At 65.4% G+C, this 19,780-nt stretch carries 17 protein-coding genes; 6 read left to right on the top strand and 11 right to left on the bottom strand.

Translation table 11 applies throughout. From position 1 onward, the window contains the following. Positions 1-8: 8 nt before the first annotated feature. The gene (locus tag IEW02_RS01795; RefSeq protein ID WP_188542995.1) at positions 9-965 is read left to right on the top strand and encodes a pirin family protein; all 957 of its coding nucleotides are present in this window, start codon (positions 9-11) and stop codon (positions 963-965) included. Here the strand turns inward: IEW02_RS01795 and IEW02_RS01790 are convergent. Both IEW02_RS01790 and IEW02_RS01785 read right to left on the bottom strand, forming a co-directional pair. Next, positions 962-2,329 carry a maltokinase N-terminal cap-like domain-containing protein gene (locus tag IEW02_RS01790; protein WP_188542994.1) on the bottom strand — a complete coding sequence of 456 codons (1,368 nt, stop codon included), beginning with the start codon at positions 2,327-2,329 and terminating at the stop codon, positions 962-964. The genes IEW02_RS01795 and IEW02_RS01790 overlap by 4 nt on opposite strands. An 85-nt stretch (positions 2,330-2,414) precedes the next feature. Then, positions 2,415-3,071 (bottom strand): cutinase family protein, encoded by a 657-nt coding sequence (locus tag IEW02_RS01785; RefSeq protein ID WP_188542993.1) that lies wholly within the window; start codon positions 3,069-3,071, stop codon positions 2,415-2,417. 119 nt (positions 3,072-3,190) lie between these two features. Here IEW02_RS01785 and IEW02_RS01780 point away from each other — a divergent pair, with 119 nt between their 5' ends. After that, positions 3,191-4,099, top strand: coding sequence for a peptidase associated/transthyretin-like domain-containing protein (locus IEW02_RS01780; RefSeq protein WP_188542992.1), 909 nt, complete (start codon positions 3,191-3,193; stop codon positions 4,097-4,099). A 110-nt stretch (positions 4,100-4,209) separates the two neighbouring features. Next, complete coding sequence (locus IEW02_RS01775; RefSeq protein WP_188542991.1) at positions 4,210-6,177, top strand: M13 family metallopeptidase; 1,968 nt, start codon at positions 4,210-4,212, stop codon at positions 6,175-6,177. Between the two features lie 11 nt (positions 6,178-6,188). Here IEW02_RS01775 and IEW02_RS01770 read toward each other — a convergent pair whose 3' ends face one another. From IEW02_RS01770 to IEW02_RS01745, 6 genes are all read right to left on the bottom strand, one after another. Next, positions 6,189-6,803, bottom strand: coding sequence for an FKBP-type peptidyl-prolyl cis-trans isomerase (locus IEW02_RS01770; protein WP_371829901.1), 615 nt, complete (start codon positions 6,801-6,803; stop codon positions 6,189-6,191). 94 nt (positions 6,804-6,897) lie between these two features. Continuing rightward, positions 6,898-7,959 (bottom strand): ABC transporter ATP-binding protein, encoded by a 1,062-nt coding sequence (locus IEW02_RS01765; RefSeq protein ID WP_188542990.1) that lies wholly within the window; start codon positions 7,957-7,959, stop codon positions 6,898-6,900. Next, a complete protein-coding gene (locus IEW02_RS01760) occupies positions 7,959-9,275 on the bottom strand; it encodes an ABC transporter substrate-binding protein (protein WP_188542989.1) in 1,317 nt (438 codons plus the stop codon). Before IEW02_RS01760 ends, IEW02_RS01765 begins: the two co-directional genes overlap by 1 nt. A gap of 28 nt (positions 9,276-9,303) precedes the next feature. Then, entirely contained in the window at positions 9,304-10,176 is an 873-nt protein-coding gene (locus IEW02_RS01755) for a carbohydrate ABC transporter permease (protein WP_188542988.1), read from the bottom strand. Continuing rightward, positions 10,173-11,111 (bottom strand): carbohydrate ABC transporter permease, encoded by a 939-nt coding sequence (locus tag IEW02_RS01750; protein ID WP_188542987.1) that lies wholly within the window; start codon positions 11,109-11,111, stop codon positions 10,173-10,175. The genes IEW02_RS01755 and IEW02_RS01750 overlap by 4 nt, the downstream gene beginning before the upstream one ends. A 131-nt stretch (positions 11,112-11,242) precedes the next feature. Beyond that, positions 11,243-12,175 carry a L,D-transpeptidase gene (locus IEW02_RS01745; RefSeq protein ID WP_188542986.1) on the bottom strand — a complete coding sequence of 311 codons (933 nt, stop codon included), beginning with the start codon at positions 12,173-12,175 and terminating at the stop codon, positions 11,243-11,245. Between the two features lie 261 nt (positions 12,176-12,436). On the opposite strand from IEW02_RS01745, the gene IEW02_RS01740 reads away from it, so the two are divergent. Further along, the gene (locus IEW02_RS01740) at positions 12,437-13,702 is read left to right on the top strand and encodes an EAL domain-containing protein (protein ID WP_188542985.1); all 1,266 of its coding nucleotides are present in this window, start codon (positions 12,437-12,439) and stop codon (positions 13,700-13,702) included. Here IEW02_RS01740 and IEW02_RS01735 read toward each other — a convergent pair. Beyond that, positions 13,699-14,721, bottom strand: coding sequence for a zinc-binding metallopeptidase family protein (locus IEW02_RS01735; RefSeq protein ID WP_188542984.1), 1,023 nt, complete (start codon positions 14,719-14,721; stop codon positions 13,699-13,701). The two genes, IEW02_RS01740 and IEW02_RS01735, sit on opposite strands and share 4 nt — an antisense overlap. A gap of 160 nt (positions 14,722-14,881) precedes the next feature. Between IEW02_RS01735 and IEW02_RS01730 the strand changes: the two genes are divergently transcribed. Beyond that, the gene (locus IEW02_RS01730) at positions 14,882-15,430 is read left to right on the top strand and encodes a Dps family protein (RefSeq protein ID WP_188542983.1); all 549 of its coding nucleotides are present in this window, start codon (positions 14,882-14,884) and stop codon (positions 15,428-15,430) included. A 126-nt stretch (positions 15,431-15,556) separates the two neighbouring features. Continuing rightward, the gene (gene nhaA / locus IEW02_RS01725) at positions 15,557-17,524 is read left to right on the top strand and encodes a Na+/H+ antiporter NhaA (RefSeq protein WP_188542982.1); all 1,968 of its coding nucleotides are present in this window, start codon (positions 15,557-15,559) and stop codon (positions 17,522-17,524) included. On the opposite strand, the gene IEW02_RS01720 is transcribed toward nhaA, so the two are convergent. Together IEW02_RS01720 and IEW02_RS01715 are read right to left on the bottom strand one after the other, a co-directional pair. Then, positions 17,513-18,613: a DNA polymerase domain-containing protein gene (locus IEW02_RS01720; RefSeq protein ID WP_188542981.1), complete on the bottom strand. Its 1,101-nt coding sequence runs from the start codon at positions 18,611-18,613 to the stop codon at positions 17,513-17,515. The two genes, nhaA and IEW02_RS01720, sit on opposite strands and share 12 nt — an antisense overlap. Next, entirely contained in the window at positions 18,613-19,686 is a 1,074-nt protein-coding gene (locus tag IEW02_RS01715) for an ATP-dependent DNA ligase (protein ID WP_188542980.1), read from the bottom strand. Before IEW02_RS01715 ends, IEW02_RS01720 begins: the two co-directional genes overlap by 1 nt. Between the last annotated feature and the right edge of the window lie 94 nt (positions 19,687-19,780).

The following is a 19,780-nucleotide window of genomic DNA, read 5'->3' as shown; positions in this document are numbered from 1 at the left end:
AGGCCGCTATGCCTGCAGTGACCGTCGACAACATTCTCGCTCTCCCCCGCATCGCCACCCCGGACCCCACGAGCGTCGACCGCCCGGTCGTGTCCGTCACCACCGCGCCCACCGGCTACGAAGGTGAGGGGTTCCCGGTACGACGCGCATTCGCGGGCATCGATCTCGCCCGTCTCGATCCGTTCATTCACATGGACCAAATGGGTGAGGTGAACTACGCACCGGGCGAGCCCAAGGGCACCCCGTGGCATCCGCACCGCGGATTCGAAACCGTGACGTACATGATCGACGGAATCATGGAGCACAAGGACTCCAACGGTGGCGGCGGAACCATCGGCGGCGGTGACACCCAATGGATGACGGCCGGTGGCGGCATCCTGCACATCGAGACTCCGCCCGAACATCTCGTGCAGTCCGGCGGCCTGTTCCACGGCGTGCAGTTGTGGGTCAACCTTCCTCGCGACAACAAGATGGCTGCCCCGCGCTACCAGGACATCACCGGATCGCGCGTCTCTCTGCTCTCCAGCGAGGACGGCGGCGCACTCGTCCGCGTCATCGCCGGCGAGATCGACGGACACCAGGGTCCCGGTTCCACCTACACTCCGATTGCGTTGTCTCACATCACCGTTGCACCCGGAGCCAAGGTGACCCTGCCCTGGAATCCCGAGTTCAACGCTGTCGCCTACGTTCTGGCGGGATCGGGAACCGTGGGCTCCGAGCGCAAGCCGGTGAAAATGGGGCAGACCGCGCTCTACGGACGCGGCGACTCCATCACCTTCGCCGCATCGGATTCACAGGACTCGCGGTCCGAGTCGTTCGAGGTGTTCGTGTTGGGCGGCAAGCCGATTCGCGAGCCCATCGCCATGGCCGGACCGTTCGTGATGAACACGAAGGCCGAAGTGATCCAGGCGTTCGACGACTTCCAGGCCGGTAAGTTGGGGTCGATTCCGGCGATCTACAGCTAGCCAACCAACCGCTCGATCGCGTGCATCGGGATCGACAGCCAGGTGGGACGGTTGCGCGCCTCGTACACGGCTTCGTACACAGCCTTGTCGAGTTCGTAGGCGCGCAACAGGTCTGCGGCATCGCGCGGATCGACGCCCGCCACCCGAGAGTAGCCGTCGCAGAATGCAGCGACGTTGCGGTTCACCCACTCTCGGGCCACCTCCTCGCGCGCGGCGTCACTGGAATCGACGAGAAGATTACGTGCGGCGTAGTCGAACGATCGCAGCATTCCCGCCACGTCCCGCAACGGGCTGTCGGGAATGCGGCGCTCGTCGAACGACTTCGCGGGCTCGCCTTCGAAGTCGATGAGCAACCACCGGGGCTGCGTCCGCAGAACCTGACCGAGGTGCAGATCGCCGTGAATTCGCTGAACCGAGAACGTGTCCGCCGATTTCGCGCGTTCGATCAGAGCTCTGATACGGGGGAGGAACGAAACCAGCTGCGGCACCACGGCGCTTGCTTCTTCGACGCGGTTCAGAATGGCTGCGACCGTGCCCGCGGGGGAGGAATCGTCGGACTTGCCCAGACTCGACGCGAGATCGGCGTGTACCGCGGCAACCGCAGCACCGAGTTCGTCCGACTCCGAGGCGAAGTCGGAAACCGTGACGTCGTGCGCGTCGAGGGCAGCCTTCACACTCTCCAGTGCCGTGGTCCATCCTTCGGACGATCCGGCTGCGAAGTCCTGCGCCATGGCGAGGGTGGTCTCGGTACCGTCGACGTCCGCTTCCATCCACCCTCGAAGCGATGCGACGAATTCGCAGTTCGCTTCCCCGAGTGCCCGATGCAACTCGACGTCAGGATTGATTCCGAGATTCACCCGCCGAAAGATCTTCAGCAGCAGCGTGTTTCCGAGAATCACCGAGGTGTTGGACTGCTCGGCGCCGAGCACTCTGCCCTTCATACCCGCCTCGATGACGCTTCCGTCCATCGTCCTGAAGCGAACATCGCCGGTCGTTCCGGCCGGCCTCCGGCCTTCCCGCGGTGCTGTGCCCGTGGCAAATTGGTCGGCGTACACGCTGATGACGTCGGGATCGCGCATCCCGTCGTAGACGACGGGGCCGTCCGACGACACCACCCACGGCAACAGGTCATCGGACACGGACTCTCGGATGCCGAGCGGCACTTGATAGATCTCCGGCTCGTGGTCGTCGAACTCGACCGAGACCAACAGGTGGTCGACGCGTAGATCCTCGTACTCGACCACCGTTTCCCGCATGATCGTGCGGACGGCGCTGACCGGCTTGCCCTTGGATCCGAACCAGCGCTGCTGCGGAATCCAGGAGGTGAGTGCGGTGTCGAGTCGATCGTCGGGTTCGAGAGACATACGCGTGAGTACCCCGTGCATCCTGTGAGTAGTCGTCGGATTCTCCGCCGACCACTCTAGTTCTCCGCCGACGACCCCGGGCGGGTCAGGCGGCGATGACCTTGTCGGCAGCGAAGCGTGCGGCTCGGTCCAGGTCACCGTTGAACAGGTAGGCCAAGTGGGCGGGGAAGTCGAAACCCGGGCTGCAGACCGGCTCGTTCGGTGCGCAGAACGACCTCGTCTTCGACCCGTACAGCGGGCTGTCCGCCTCGATCGACCCGCCCTGACGCCCCAACGGGTTACCGAACACCACGATCGCGTCGACGCGCGAAGCCAGTTCCGGCGCCAGCACCTCTCCCGGCGTACCGGATCGCGTGGTCAGGCCGACCGCGATGGTGACCACCGACGCGCCCTGCGAGTACCCACCGAGAACGAATCGCGTGTTCGAGCACCGCGCTGCCAGTGAGGTGACCTCGCGTGTGAGGTCGGTGGCACCGGGGCCCGAGCTGGTCTGCAGCACGTTCGCCTCGTAGTTCACCGCATAGGAATCGACGGTCTTGCCGGGCAGGAGAGACTCGAGTTTCTGCGCGAAGGGCGCCCCGGCCAAGCCGAGTCCCGGGAACTCGAGGGTGCCGCGGGCGAACACGATCTGAACGTCGGGGCATGCGGCCGGTGCTGCGACGGCCGAACCGGTGCCGACGAGCAGGATCGACGCCGCCGCGGCGGTCGAGGTCACCAGCGAGATCAGCAGTCGACGCAACATTCTTGGGACGCTACCGTCCGGCTCCCGCCGCTGGGAGTGATGGCGACGCAGGAGTTTTCACAGCATTCACCCGGGAAGTCGCGTCACTGTTCACAGACACATGGGACAAGCTGGACATCATGAACAACGACGTCCAGAACAGTCGACTACGAGTCAGTCGCCGGCGCGCCCTCGCCGTCGGGGGAACGATCAGCCTCGGAGGCTTGATCGCCGCATGTGGTGGAGCGACCGACTCACTCGCAGCCACGTCCGCCGCACCGACCTCCACGACACCTACCTCCGCTGCAGCTGCCCGTACAACCGCAGCCGGAGCCACCTCGCTTCTCGACGGCTCCGCTCAGTGCGTCCTGAGCAAGGAAGAGACGCAAGGTCCGTACTGGTTCGACGTCGACTCCATTCGCAGCGACCTGCGTGAGGACCGACCCGGTACGACGTTCGAACTGGCTCTGCGCGTCCAGGATTCCACCGAGTGCACACCGATCGCCAACGCCGTCGTGGAGATTTGGCACTGCGACGCAGGCGGCGTCTACTCCGGGTTCGAGTCGGGCTCGATGGGCGCGGGCGGCGCCCCACCGTCGGGAGGCGGACCGGGCGGCGGACCGTCAGGCGGGAGCGAGGGCGCTACCGGCGCGAGCGATTCGGGCGAGACGTCCGACGGGTCCTACAGCGTCGGCGACACCGAGGCGACCACCACCGACGACGGGACCTACCTGCGCGGCGCGCAAACCACCGACGCGGGTGGCGTCGCCGTGTTCACCACGATTTTCCCTGGTTGGTATCGAGGACGCACCACGCACATTCACGCGAAGGTGCACGTCGACAAACAGACGGTGCTGACTACCCAACTGTTCTTCGACGACGCCACGAAGGCCACCGTGTACGCACAGTCCCCGTACTCCGATCACGCCGGCTGGGAGAACAACACGCAGAACGATACCGACAACATCTACGACGCCAGTGGCCTCGTCACCGCGCAACAGGCGGCCGACGGATGGATCGGTGCAATCAACCTGGGAGTCGGCGCGTAGCGGGGAGGCCGGTCGGAATCGACCAGCGGGCAGGCCGGAGGCCGGTCGGAATCGACCAGCGGGTAGGCCGGAGGCCGGTCGGAATCGACCAGCCGTGCCACTATGGATTCATGACTTCCGTTTCCGACGCGCCGTCCGGTCTCGACCTTTCCTTCGTCGACGACGGCACCCGCCCCCAGGACGATCTGTTCGAGCATGTCAACGGCAAGTGGCTGACCGAGTACGCGATTCCCGCCGACCGGGCCGTCGACGGTGCCTTCCGCACTCTGTACGACCGCGCCGAAGAAGATGTGCGCACCATCATCGCGGAGTCGGCCGAGTCCGAGGGCGCACCCGGATCGGACGCACGCAAGATCGGTGATCTCTACTCCAGTTTCATGAACTCCGACGTCGTCGAAGCGGCCGGTCTCACGCCCGTTGCCGACGAACTCGCCGCCATCGCCGAGGCATCCGACCGCGTGAGCTTGGCGCAGGTCTTGGGTGCGTTGCAGCGAACCGGAATCAGCGGCGCCGTAGCGCATTACGTGGATACCGACGCCAAGAACTCGTCCCGCTACATCATGCATTTCTCTCAGTCGGGCATCGGCCTGCCGGACGAGTCGTACTACCGCGAGGACGACCACGCCGAGATTCGTGACAAGTACGTTGCACACATCGACAAGATGTTCGGGCTCGCCGGTGTCGATCGGGATGCCCGCGTGGTCTTCGAACTCGAAACGAAACTGGCCGCGGGACACTGGGACGTGGTCAAGCGGCGCGACGCCGACCTCAGCTACAACCTGACATCCTTCGACACGCTCGTTCAGCAGATGGCCGGGTTCAACTGGGGTGCCTGGCTGAGCGGCCTCGGTGCGTCGTCCACCGACCATTTCGCGGAGATCGTCGTGCGTCAGCCCGACTTCGTCCGCACGTTCGCCGGGTTGTGGGTGTCGGAAGACCTCGAGGTGTGGAAGGCGTGGGCGACGTGGAAGGTGATCCACTCGCGCGCACCGTATCTGACGTCCGACATCGTCGACGAGAACTTCGACTTCTACGGCAGGACCCTCACGGGCACCGAGGAGAACCGCGAGCGTTGGAAGCGCGGCGTGTCCCTGGTTCAGGACCTTCTCGGCGAAGCGGTCGGCAAGCTGTACGTGGACCGGCACTTCCCGTCGGACTCGAAGACCCGGATGCAGGAACTGGTGGTCAATCTCGTTGCGGCATACCGCAGCAACATCACCGACCTCGAGTGGATGAGCCCGGAGACCCGCACCGCGGCGCTGGAGAAGCTCGAGAAGTTCACGCCCAAGATCGGCTACCCGGACAAGTGGCGTGACTACTCGTCCCTGACCATCGATCCCGACGACCTGGTGGGCAACTACCGCGCCGGCTTCGAGGCCGAGTATCGACGCGATCTCGACAAACTCGGCGGCGAGGTCGATCGCACCGAATGGTTCATGACCCCGCAGACGGTGAACGCGTACTACAACCCCGGCATGAACGAAATCGTCTTTCCCGCAGCCATTCTGCAGCCGCCGTTCTTCGACCCCGAGGCCGACGACGCGGCGAACTACGGCGGCATCGGCGCCGTCATCGGGCACGAGATCGGGCACGGGTTCGACGATCAGGGCGCCAAGTACGACGGCGACGGGAACCTCGTCGACTGGTGGACCGACAGCGACCGTACCGAATTCGGCAAGCGGACAACGGCATTGATCGAGCAGTACAACTCGTTCGAGCCCAAGGCGCTACCGGGACATCACGTCAACGGAGAATTCACCATCGGTGAGAACATCGGCGACCTCGGCGGATTGTCGATCGCCGTCGAGGCGTACCGAATTTCGTTGGACGGCAAGGATGCGCCCGTCATCGACGGTCTGACCGGTCTGCAACGAGTGTTCTTCGGCTGGGCGCAGGTGTGGCGGACCAAGGCACGTGACGCCGAGGCGCTGCGCCGGTTGTCCATCGACCCGCACTCCCCGCCCGAGTTCCGCTGCAACGGTGTGGTGCGCAACCTCGACAGCTTCCACGAGGCGTTCGAGCTCACCGAGCAGGACGAGCTGTTCCTCGACCCGTCGGAGCGAGTGCGAATCTGGTAGGGCGTTCCGCCCTAGCTCACCGCCAGGATCTTGATCGCGAAGATCAGGCTGTCGCCCGCTTCGATTCCCGCGCGGGGCTGACCGTTCGGGTATCCGTCGGCGGCGTTGGTGGCGACCGCCACCGTGGACCCGACGGTCTGGCCTGCGATCGCCTTCTGGAAGCCGGCGACGACACCGTCGAGCGGGAACTCGATGGGTGCCCCACGCTCGTAGCTGCTGTCGAAGGTAGATCCGTCGCGGCCGTTGACTCCGGCGTAGCAGACGGACACGGTCGCGTCGTCGGCGACGACGGGCCCGTCTCCGACGCTCAGGGTCTTGACCTGGGTCTCGGTGACGCCGAACGGCGGCGTCACGGTTACCGCGGGCGCCGTGGTGTCGGTCGATCCGATCACGGCGATGCTGCCGGTGTCGCCGGAAAGGGTCCACTCGGGTGTGCCACCGGCCGCCGGTGCCGCACTGGGGCAGGTGCTGGCCGCCGACGGTGCCGCGCTGGTGGACGCGGCGGCCGCAGTGGTGGTCGAGGTCGCGGCCGGCGTGTCCGAGTCGCTGCTGCACGCACCGAGAAGAAGGGCGAGCGACAGGGTGGACGTGGCGACGAGTGCGCGGGTTCTTCTCACGCCCGTCACGCTACAGCCGACCACGGCGGCACTGCTGGGCCGATACCGTTCGCTGCACGCGGGATCCCGCGCATTCGTGACGGTATCGGCCCGCCTGTTCCGCTCAGATCCGGTCGCCGCTCACCCCGTCGAAGAAGTAGACCTCGGAAGCGACCGGCTGCAACGACAGCGTGTCCCCCGCCGCGAAGCGTTGCCGACGGTCCACCCGCACAACGACTTTGCCCACGGCGTTCGGGCCGGTCGCGTACACGAAGGACTCGCTTCCCAGTTCCTCGACCAGGTCCGTCGTCACCTCGAGCGCACCGGGTGATCCGCTCGAGACGATGTTCCACGACTCGGGCCGGACTCCGACGGTCACCCGTCCGGTCGCCGCCCGTGGAGCCGGAACGCGGAGCGCACCGACTTCGGCTACCCCTCCGACGACGTCCGCTCCGATCAGGTTCATGGCGGGCGAGCCGATGAACGATGCGACGAACGTGTTCACGGGATTGTCGTACAGCTCGCGGGGAGCCGCGATCTGTTGCAGTTCCCCATCCAGCATCACCGCCACCCGATCACCCATCGTCATGGCTTCGACCTGATCGTGCGTGACGTAGACGGTGGTGGTGCCGAGCCGTCGCTGCAGTCCCGCGATCTGCGAACGCGTGCTGACCCGAAGCTTGGCGTCGAGGTTGGACAGCGGTTCGTCCATGCAGAACACTTTGGGCTGGCGCACGATCGCGCGGCCCATGGCCACGCGCTGACGCTGTCCACCGGACAGCTTGCCCGGCTTGCGGTCCAGGAGCGGTTCGAGCTCGAGGATGCGCGCGGCCTCCTGCACACGAATGTCGGTGTCCGCTTTGCTCATTCCAGCGTTGCGGAGCGCGAAACCCATGTTGGCGGCGACCGTCATGTTCGGGTACAGCGCGTAGTTCTGGAACACCATGGCAACGTCTCGTGCCTTGGGGGCCAGCGACGTCACGTCGGCACCACCGATGTCGATGCGCCCGCTCTCCACCGCTTCGAGACCGGCGAGCATCCGAAGCGAGGTCGACTTGCCGCATCCGGACGGCCCGACGAGAACGATGAATTCACCGTCCTCGATGTCGAGTTCCAAGGACTTCACGGACAGGTCCGGTGCCCCGGGGTACCGATGCGATACCCCGGCGAAGTGAACTGCCGCCATTACTTCGGCAGCTTCGGCGTGATCTGGCGGTCGATGATCTGCTGCAGCTGGTCCTGAACGCTGGAGAAGGTGGCGGTGACGTCGGCGTTCTGCAGTGCGATCTGCTCGAGGCCGGTGCCGATGATCTTGTCGCCGCCGGGCACGAACACGCGGGCGTAGTCCTGTGAGCGCGTGCGGGAGAGCTGGTCGACGGCCGTCTTGGAGTTCGGGTTCGCCTGCAGGAACGCCACTTCGCTGGCGTCGGTCTGAGCGGATTTGCGCACCGGCATGTAGCCGACGTTCTGCGAGAAGTACGCCGTGTTCTGAGCGTTGGTGTAGAAATCGATGAACTTCAGCGCGTTGACCTTCCGGTCGTCGGCGATGTTCGCGGGGATCGCGAGACCGGCTCCACCCGTCGGGCATCCGGGGGTGCCGTCGACTGCGGGAAGGAAGGCGGTGCCGATGTCGAATTTCGCGTTCTTGGTGATGCCCGAGAGGTCACCGGTCGAGGCGATGGTGGAGCCGAGGATGCCGGCGGCGAAGTCGTTCGCGATGTCGTTCGAGACGGCCGCGTACTTCTTGGTGTGGATCATGTCCTTGAGGAAGTTGCCGGCCGTGACGGTGCGCTCGTCGGTGAACTTCAGGTCGAACTGATCGGAGTAGGACCCGCCGAACGTCCAGATCGGACCCTCGAACGTCCAGCCGAGGTAGTCGGTGGCGTTGCCCCACCCGTGAGCGAGCTTGCCGTTGCCGACGACGCGCTGCAGCTCCGGGCCCCACTGGTCGAATTCCTGCCAGGTGGCCGGACCACGGTCGGGAAGGCCGGCTGCGGACCAGACGGCCTTGTTGTAGTAGAACAGCGGCGTCGACCGGGCGTACGGGAGCGCCCAGGTCTTGTCGTTCCACTTGTAGTCGGCCAGAAGCGAATCCACGTAGTCGCTGGTGTCCACGCCTGCCGAGGGGAAGACGTCGCTGAGCGGAGTGATCGCACCGAGGAGTGCGAAGTTGAACCACCACACGTCCGACAGCACCACGACGTCGGGCAGCGAACCGCCGGAGAGGGCGGCGTTGAACTTCTGCGCGATCTCCTCGTAGTTCTTGCCGCCGTCGATGAGGTCGACCTTCATGCCGGGGTTGGCGGCCTCGTAGCGCGAGATCAGTTCCTTCTCCACGTCGGTGGAACTGCCGGGGTGACTCGACCAGAACGTGATGGTGTTCGTGTCGCCACTCGCGGCCGGCGTCGAGCTCCCGCCCGAACCCGCACAGGCAGCGAGAGCCGCAGCAGCAGTGGCGGTTCCGGCCAGGCCGAGAAAACCACGACGAGACAGAACGGTCATGTGAATACTCCTGGAGATAGAAAGGAAATCAGCCTTTGACCGCACCGGAGGTGAGGCCCTTGATCATGTGACGTTGGAGTGCGAGGAAGACGATCAGGATGGGGATCATGGTCAGAATGGTCCCGGCCATCACCGGTCCCCAGTTGGTGACGCCGTCGTTGTTCTGCAACTGGGTGAGTCCGACCGGCAGAGTCGCGCGACTGGCGTCGTCGGCCATCAGGAACGGCCACAGATATTCGTTCCACTCGTTGACGACGGTGATGGTGGCGAACGCGACCATTGTCGGGCCCGAGATGGGCAGGACCACGCGCGTGAGCAACCTGATCGGCCCGGCCCCGTCCATCCGCGCGGCCTCGATGATCTCCGAGGGGATGGACAGGAAGTGGTTGCGCATGAGGAACGTACCGAAGGCGACACCGGCCAGCGGGACGATGATGCCCTGGAAGGTGTTGCGCCAGCCGAGTTCTGCGACCAGAGCGTAGTTGGAGATGACGGTGATCTGGTTCGGCACCATCAGCGCGGCGATGATCACGAGGAAGACGACGTTCTTGCCGGGGAAGCGGAGGAACACCAATCCGTAGGCGCTGAGCACACCGAGTGCGAACTTCACGACGGCGAGCACGCTGGTGACCACGAGGGAGTTGCGGAGGAAGGTCCAGAACGGGACGGTCGAGGTGGCGTCCGAGTAGTTCTGGGGACGGAACAGTCCCGGCCACCAGTCGGCGGGCTGCACGTAGATGTCGGGTCGTTCCTTGAAGGAGGTCAGCACGATCCAGAACAGCGGCAGGCCCACCATGAGGATGACGACCACCATGGCCAGGTATCCGAAGACGTTGGCCCCGCGTCGCTTCGACTCGGTCTTGTCCTGTTCCGACACAACAGGTTCGGCGAGAAGGGTCATCGTGCGTCACCCCGATCCATGATGCGTACCTGCACGACGGTGACGATCAGGAGAACAAGGAACATGATGGTCGCCACCGTTGCTCCGTATCCCGCTCGGAAATTGCGGAACGACTCCTCGTACACCTGGTAGACCATCGTGGTGGTGCCGGTACCGAGCGGTCCGCCCCGGGTCATGACGTTGATGATGTCGAACACCTGCAGCGAGTTCAGCATGACGGTGATGGAGAGGAAGAATGTGGTGGGGCGTAACTGCGGAAGCACGACGCGCGTGAAGGACGTCCACCGGCTCGCGCCGTCGATCTGCGCGGCCTCCGTCAGGTCTTGCCGAAGTCCCTGCAGCGCAGCGAGATAGATGACGAAGGCGTAGCCGAGGTTCTTCCAGATGTAGGTCACGGTGATCATGAACAGGGCCCATTTCGGGTCCTGGTAGAAATCCGGGACGCCGGTGATCCCGATCCGTCGCATCAGGTCTTGGATGAGGCCGAAGTTCGGGTCGAACACGAACTGGAAAGCGACACCGATCGCCGCACCGGAGATGACGAACGGTGCGAACACGGCAGAACGGACAATGTTGCGTCCCTTCAGCTTCCGATCGAGCAGGAGGGCGAGGGCGAGGCCGAGGGCCATACTGCCCACCACCGCCGCGATGGTGAAGACGACGGTGTTCGAGACGATCTGCCAGGTGTCGCTGCGGGAGATCCATTCCCGGTAGTTGGCGAGGCCGAGGAAGGTCGCCGTCGGCGAGCTGATGTTCCAGTCGAAGAACGAGAGCCTGATGTTGTCGACGAGCGGGCGGTACGTGAAGACCGCCAGCAGAACGAGATTGGGGCCGACGAGCACGAAGAACAGGGCGTAGTCACGCCAGGGGCGTCGGAGGAACGAGCGCTGATCGGGAGGAAGGTCCGGAAGCGTCCGCTGGGGAGCGGTTCTCACTCGGTGGACTCTGCTGGCCCTGCACGAACGGATGGTGAACGGCGGAGTCCGCCGGGTTTAACACTGCACTACGTGCTCGGGTGTGAAAAAGAGTCCTCCTGCACTCTTTTTCACACCCGTGTGCGAAGCGCCTAGTTCCAGTCGCCGAGGCCATCCCCGCGGTTCAGGACGCCACCCGATGTATTCACGACCACGACCGGATCGCCCTTCTGGGCGTTCTCGAAGAACCACTTGCCGTCCTCGGTGCTCACGTTCAGGCAACCGTGGCTCGCGTTGTAGCTGCCCTGCGCGTCGACCGACCAGGGTGCCGCGTGAACGAAGATGCCGCTATTGGAGATTCGCGTGGCGTATTCGACGTACGTCCGGTAGCCCTCGGGTGAGTCGACCGGAACTCCGTAGGTGGAGGAGTCCATGTACATGTCGCGGAAGCGCTCGCCGACGATGTACGTGCCGTTCGGCGTCTCGTGTCCGCCCTTGCCCATCGAGGTCGGCATGGTCTTCACGACCTCGCCGTTGCGGGTGATCGTGATCTGGTGCGTGTTGTCGTCCGCGGTGCTGACGATGGCGTCGCCGATGTGGAACGTCGACACGGTGCCGCCCGCGTCCACCTTCACGTCGGTTCCGGCCGGCCAGAAGGCTTCCGGGCGCCAGCGGACCTGCTTGTCACCGAACCAGTAGAAGTGTCCGGGCACGTTCGCCGAGTTGGTGATCGCGATGGCACGCTCCGCGGTGGCGTGGTCGGTGACCGGCGACCCGAAGCGAATGATGATCGGCTGAGCAACGCCGACGGTTTCGCCGCTGGCCGGGTTGATCGACGGCGCGGAGAAGTTGGCGGGCGCGGTGGGAGCAACGGCGGGAGCGGCCGGCGCGAGCGGAGCTGCAGGCTGACCGGGCAATGGCTCGGTGATGCCGGGAATGACAGGCAGCGGAATGTCCGGGCCACCGGGGAAGAGAGGGACGGCGCCGGCGGGTGCGGCGACGGCGAGTCCGAGGACGGCGGCACCGACAACTCCCACTGCGGCCCTTCCCAGTGCAGCCCTGGAGACGCGTCGATTCCATGTCATCGGTTCTGTACCTGCTTCTTTTCGTGTGTTCGTGGCCGGACGAGCACAGTCATTAACACACACGCGGTGCCTCGAAGCGAATTCACCGGGCCGAAACTGTGGGTCCGTGGTGGCGAACCGCACGCCGACGTGTAATGCTTCGTGTTTCAGACTTCTGTCAAACACGCGGCGGCTGTCGAAATCGAAACTAGCGCGCCGAGTCGGGTGCGCAGCGACGAAGTCGACCACGACGTACGCGTCCCTAGACGGAAGGAGTTCGACATGACCGACCGACCGCCGACATTCCTGGGACAGGCGAGCGGTGAGGGCCTTCGGGCACTCCTGGGTCCGGACAGCCTTCGCACGTCGTTTCAGCTGATCGCCGACCTCCAGACGGACTCCGTCGTCGGGTACGAGGCGGTGGTGCGTGGGCCCGAGGGTTCGGCGTTCGAAGAGCCGGAAGCGCTTGCGTCGGCCGCCAAGTCGATGGGCATGGTTGCGGACCTGGACGCGGCCCGCTGGAACGGGGCGCTGGCCGAGGCCGCAGCCGCATCCCTTCCCCGCGAGCTGCCACTCTTCATCGCCGTCGATCCAGATTCGATCACCGATCTTCCCGACCTCCGGCACCACCCGCACGGCGGCGCCGTTCTGAAGTTCGACGAGACCGCGCTGATCCGACGACCCGCGCACCTCATGCGCGTGGTCACCGAGGTTCGCCGACTGGGATGGGCGATCGCGGTCGACCACGTCGGCGTGCGGTCGGAATCGCTCGCGTTGCTTCCGCTGCTCGAGCCGGATGTCGTCAAACTGGACCGCTCCCTGATCGGCACCCGCCCGAACCGCCTCACCGCGCGAGCGGTGAATGCCGTTGCAGCGCAGGTGGAACGGACGGGTGCGATCGTCATGGCCGAGGGCGTCGACACGCAGCGCATCCGCCTCAACGCCGAGGCCATGGGTGCTCGCGTCGGCGAGGGCGCACTGTTCGGTTCCACGACTCACCTCGGCGCCGAACTGCGGCCGGTGGGGTCGCCGCTGGAGTTCCACTCGTCGTCCGATCGGGGCGCGATTCCCATGTCGTCGCCGTACCAACTGGCCGCCGCCGGCCGCGACGTGCGCCGAGCGTCGAAGCGGCTGCTCATCGAGATCAGCAAGAATCTCGAGGCGATGGCGACCGACAGTCAACAGACGGCGCTGATGCTCGGCACGTTCCAGGACGTGTATCACTTCACGCCACTGACGGGACGGCGCTGGGAGCTCATGGCCACCAACGCCGCCCTCGTCGGCGCGCTTGCCGACGGCATGGGCACCGAGCCGGCGCCCAAGGTCAGAGGCGCCTCGCTGGCCTCGGAAGACCCCGTGCGAGCCGAGTGGGACGTCGTCGTTCTGACACCACACTTCTCGGCCGTTCTGGCGGCGCGCGACGTGGGCGACACCGGTCCCGACATGGACAGGCGGTTCGACTACGTGCTCTCGCACGACCCCCGCCTGACCGTCGAGTGCGCACGGTCGCTGCTGTCGCGACTCCCCCCGGAACGATCCGGCAGCTAGGCCGGCAGCGCCACGTCCACTGGTTCGATGACGCGGTGTACGAACCGCATCTTCTCGAGCACGTGCGGCGGCAACACGAACGGGTACAGGTCCTGGTGGCCCATCGACCGGTTGATCTGGTTCAGCGCCCACGTCAGCGGTAACCACCACTCGATCAGTCGATCGAAGCCGACGTCACCCGGGAGCGGGCTCTCGATCGTCGACCCTGCCGGCGCCATTCCGAAGGCTGCGGCGGTGTCGATCGTGTCCCTGATGTGGAGGTAGTGCGCGAACGTTTCCGCCCAGTCCTCGGCCGGGTGCATGGTCGCGTACGAGGAGACGTAGTTCTGCTCCCAGCCGGCCGGCGCACCTTCGCTGTAGTGGCGATCGAGTGCGGCCTGGTAGTCGTCGTCGGGGTTGCCGAACAGTCCCTCGAAGTCGGCGCGGTACTCGCCGGTTCCGATCAGCACCATCTGATAGAAGTGGCCGATCTCGTGGCGGAAGTGACCCACCAAGGTGCGGTACGGCTCGCTCATCGACACGCGCAGCTGTTCGCGATGCACGTCGTCGCTCTCGGCCAGGTCGAGCGTGATCAGCCCGTTGTCGTGGCCGGTCATCACCTGCTGGTTCGCGCTGGAGAGCAGATCGAAGGCGAGACCGGTCTCGGGCTGATCGTCGCGGCCGATGATCGGAAGCTTCAACTCGTCGAGTTCGAGGATCACGCGTCGCTTGGCGGTCTCGGCGGCGGCGTACTCGGCCATGGCGACGGTGTCCGTGTCTGCGGGACGGGTGCGGGTCAACTTGCAGGAGGTGCACAGGATGTCGCCGGTACTGGTGTCGACGAGCCAGTTGCAGGCGGCAACGCCCAGGTTTCCGCAGATGTGCCACACCGTCTCGTCGACGGTGACGTCGGACTTGTCGTCCAGAACGAGCAGCGCACGGCTCGGAAGATGGAATCCGAGGGGAGAGTTGCAGTGCAGACACACCGAGTTCTCGAAGGAGAGTCGCTGGCCGCACTTGCGGCAGACGAAGTCACGCATGGGTGGGAAACCTTTCTTGACGTTGGGAGAAGAGGACGACCGACCCATCGGAGCAGGTGCGCGGGTCCGAGTACCCAACCCGCGCACGTTCAACCCCGCGGAACGGCCATGTGACCTGCTCAACTGTTTGAATCTCGCCCGGCGCGTCAATCCCTCCTCCATGACTAACACGACAGCTTCGTACACCGTGCCAGGGATGTCGACCGAGGACGGCACCAAGGTCGCCGCGCTTCTGCAGGATCGCCTCAATGCGTTGAACGATTTGCACCTGACGCTCAAGCACATCCACTGGAACGTCGTCGGTCCGAACTTCATCTCCGTGCACGAGATGCTCGACCCACAGGTCGAGGCCGTGCGCGGGTTCGCCGACGAGGTCGCCGAGCGCATCGCCACCCTCGGCGGGTCCGCCAAGGGCACACCGGGCACGATCGTCAACGAGCGCAAGTGGGACGACTACTCCATCGGCCGCGCACCCGCGATCGACCACCTCGGTGCCCTCGACCTCGTCTACACCGGCGTCATCTCCGATCACCGCAACGCGATCGAGGAGACCGGCGACGTCGACCCCGTCACCGAGGACCTGCTGATCGGACAGAGCGGTCAGCTCGAACTGTTCCACTGGTTCGTCCGCGCCCACCTCGAGAACGCCGGCGGCCAGCTCTCGACCGCCGGTGCGTCCAGTGAGAAGGAAGCAGCCGACAAGGCCTGATTTCCAGCAGTACTCGACAGCCGCGTTCCTTCGGGGACGCGGCTGTTCTCGTGTGTGGGGAACGAATTGCGTCCTCCCGCTGTTGGTCGCGCTGTACCAACCGGCGAGAAAAGGGACAATCCACGCATGGCCGACCCCATCACACTGCGCTCCGAACGACCGCGCTCCCAGCGATTGCGAAGTCTCGTCGATCGAGTCGCGGCCGCACGGCGCGAGGACAACGGCACGCTGTCCGCCGTGTTCCTTCTCGTCGCCACCGTCGTCGCCCTCGTGTGGGCGAACTCGCCGTGGGGCGCCACCTACACCTCGTTCTGGCACACCCCGCTGTCGATCCAGATCGGCAGTCGCGGAATCGAACTCGACCTACAACACTGGGTGAACGACGGGTTGATGGCGCTGTTCTTCTTCGTCGTCGGCCTCGAGGTCAAGCGTGAGTTCGCGATGGGTGAACTGCGCGACAGATCGCGGGCCGCCATTCCCATCGTCGCCGCGATAGCCGGGCTCGCACTACCCGCAGCGCTCTACCTGGTGCTGAACCCGTCCGGCGAGGCCGCGAGCGCCTGGGGCGTGGTCATCTCGACCGACACCGCGTTCCTCCTCGGCACCCTTGCCATCATCGGGCCCGAACGTGCCGTTCGCCTGCGAATCTTCCTGCTCACCCTGGCCGTGGCCGACGACGTGGGCGCGCTCGCGATCATCGCGTTCTTCTACACCGAGGACCTGTCGGTCACTCCCCTGATCGTCTCGCTCGTCGGGCTTGCGCTGATCGCATCCCTGCGGCAGCTGAAGGTGTGGCGAGGTGCCGGTTACGGGGTCGTCTCGCTGGTCACCTGGGTCGCGATGTACTTCTCCGGAGTGCATCCCACCTTGGCCGGGGTCATGATCGCACTGATCCTGCCCGTGTACCCACCGCGGCGACGCGAAGTCGAACGCGCGTCCGACCTCGCCCGTGCGTTCCGCCAGTCTCCTAGTCCGGAGTACGCGCGGGCCGCACGCCTCGGAATGGAACAAGCCGTGTCCGTCAACGAGCGGCTCATGCGCCTCTACCAGCCGTACACCGCGTTCATCATCGTTCCGATCTTCGCGCTCGCCAACGCGGGGGTCGTCCTGAGCAGTGACACGCTCCGCGCGGCGGCCACCTCGCCGATCACCTGGGGAATCGTGCTGGGGCTGGTCGGCGGTAAGTTCATCGGAATCACCGGCGCAACAGTGGCATTCGCGCGAGCCAGGCGCGGTAGCCTGACCCCCGGTCTGACCATCCCGCAGGTGGCCGGTGGAGCTGCGCTCTCCGGTGTCGGTTTCACCATCTCGTTGTTCATCGTCGACCTCGCGCTACCGAACCAGGCACTGGCCGACGAGGCGCGCGTCGGCGTCCTCCTCGCGTCCGTTCTCGCTGTCGTGTTGGGCGCCATCGTGTTTCGAGTCGGAAACCGGTTCTCACCGCCCCCGGCAGAACCGCCCACCACGCTGCTGCGGCGGGTCGACCCGAAGCGAGATCACATTCGAGGCAGGGTCGACGCTCCGCTGACAATCGTCGAGTACGGCGACTTCGAGTGCCCGTTCTGCAGCAAGGCCACCGGCTCCACCCGCGAAGTGCAGGCGCACTTCGGCGGTGAGGTTCGATACGTCTTCCGGCACTTCCCTCTCGACGACTACCACCCGCACGCCCGGCACGCCGCACAGGCATCGGAAGCGGCTGCCGCGCAGGGCAAGTTCTGGGAAATGCACGACACGCTGTTTCTGCACAGCGACGCCCTGGAGCCCGACGACATCGACGGGTACGCCGCCGAGTTGGGACTGGATCTGGAACGTTTCGAGGAGGACATTCGCACCGGCGACTTCGCCACGCGCGTGCTGGACGACGATCTCGACGCGCTCACCAGCGAGCTGCCCGGAACGCCGACGTTCTATCTCGGCGTTGCCGGCTCGAAACCGAAGCGGCACAACGGTCCCCACGACGCGGCGACGATCATCAGGGAGCTCGAGGCGTTACGCGCGGGAAGGCCGGAGGCCGGTCGGGAATCAGACGGAAGGCCGGAGGCCGGTCGGGAATTAGACGGAAGGCCGGAGGCCGGTCGGGAATCAGACGCGTGAACCGTCGTCCTCCCAGTTGGCGGCAACCTTCTTGCTGGGCTGCACGCGGGGAGGTTCGCCCGGCATCTTCGGGTAGTCCGGGGGGTAGTTGAGTTCGACCGGGTTCGCATCCCAGAGGTCGAGCAGAGGCTGGATGGAGTGGAATGTCGAATCCATGTCGCTCCACGGATCGCCGTCGCTCGCAACCTTGTCCGGCACCGTGAAGAGGTTGAACTCGTGCGGATCATCGACGTCGGCCAACTCGGACCACGTCAGCGGAGTCGACACCGTCGCACCCTGGACCGCGCGGAGCGACCACGCCGCGGCGATGGAGCGGTCGCGGCAGTTCTGGTTGTAGTCGACGAAGATGCGCTCGCCGCGCTCCTCCTTCCACCAGGCGGTCGTGGTGCCGCTGTCACGCTTCTCGAGTTCTCGACCGAGGGCGATCGCCGCGTGCCGCACGTCGACGAAGTCCCATCGCGGCTCGATGCGGACGTACACGTGCACGCCGCGGTTGCCGGATGTCTTGCAGTAGCCGGTCATTCCGAGATCCGCCAGCAGTTCGCGGGTCACGCCGGCCACCCGCACGACGTCGGCGAACGTGGTGCCGGGCTGCGGGTCGAGGTCGATGCGCAACTCGTCCGGCTGATCGAGGCTTGCCGGGTCGTCCGTCTTGCGCACCGCCCAGGGATGGAACGCGATGGTTCCCATCTGAGCGCACCAGACGGCGACGGCGATTTCCGAAGGACACAACTCGGCCGCCGTGCGACCGGAGGGGAACGTGATGGACGCGGTCCGGGCGTAGTCAGGGGCGCCCTTCATCAGCCGTTTCTGATAGAAACCGTCGGCGTCCTTGTCGCCGGGGCCCAGCGCGAGGTGCATACCAGGGTGCACGCCTCCAGGCCACCGCTCCAGCGCAGTGGGCCGGTTTCCGAGAATGCGCATGAGCGGCTCACCGACTGCCACAACGTATTCGGCAACCATCTTCTTGGTCACCGACGGCGTGCGGTCCGTCGGAGGGTAGATCTCACGGTCCGGATTGGTCACCCGGACCAATCGCTCCCCGCCGTCGGGCGTGGGCGCCGCGATCTCGATCGCCTTGGCGGCCATCACTTACCTTCCAACACGTCGGAGAGGTCGTATTTCGTCGGCACCTCGAGCTGATCGTACGTGCAGGACAACGGGTCTCGGTCCGGACGCCACCGCAGGAACCGTGCTGCGTGCCGCAACCGGTGTTTCTCCATCTGGTCGTACGCCACTTCCACCACGCGCTCGGGCCGAAGCGGAATCCACGTCCGGTCGATGCCGTTGCGCCAGCGAGTCTGTTCGCCGTCCGCCACCACGTCGTCACCGACACGCAGCGGTTCCAACTCGGCCAGATACTCCAGACGCTTGGCGTCGGTGAACGCCGAAGCACCGCCGATGAACTGGATCTGACCGCCGGAATACAACCCCAGCAGCATCGATCCGATACCGTTGCCCGACTTGTGAATTCGGTAACCGATCAGCACACAATCGGCAGTTCTCGCGTGTTTGACCTTGACCATCTCGCGCTTGTTCGGCACATACGTTCCGTCGAGACGCTTCGCCACGACGCCGTCGAGGCCGGCGCCTTCGAAGCGCTCGAACCAGTCCGTGGCCACCGAGGCGTCTGCGGTGGCGGTGGTGACATGGCACATCGGATGACTCCGACCGGCCTGCGGCCTGCCCGCCCCCGTCCCGGCGATGTCGAGGAGAGCCGCGCGGCGGGCCTCGAACGGACGCGAGGTGTAATCGTCGTCCCCGAGGGCGAGAAGATCGAAGCCGATGAACTGCGCCGGCGTCTTCTCCGCAAGCATGCGAACACGGCTGTCCGCCGGATGAATTCGTTCGGAGAGCGAGTCCCAGTCCAGGCGTGACGACCCGTCCTTCTCGAGGGCGACCACCAGCTCCCCGTCGACGACGCATCTGTCCGGAAGTTCCGCGCGAACGGCGTCGACCATTTCCGGGAAATAGCGCGCGAGGTCCTTGCCCCCACGGGAACCGAGAACCACCTCGTCGCCGTCACGAAAGACGATCGTGCGGAATCCGTCCCACTTCGGTTCGTAGGACCACACCGGGTCACCCGAGTCGGGCTGCGGCGGGACCACCTTCGCCGCTTTGGCGAGCATGGGTTGCAAAGGCGGCGCTACAGGCAGATCCACCAGCCGATTCTGTCACGTCCGACCTTTACCGGTACCGGAGAACGGCGGCATACCTCATAATTCGAACCGACTGTCTTGCGTCGAATCTCTGGAG

Source organism: Rhodococcoides trifolii (genome assembly GCF_014635345.1).
Taxonomy (GTDB): Bacteria; Actinomycetota; Actinomycetes; order Mycobacteriales; family Mycobacteriaceae; genus Rhodococcoides; species Rhodococcoides trifolii.
Note: the sequence above shows the minus strand (reverse complement) of the source record. Positions and strands in the feature narration are given on the sequence as shown.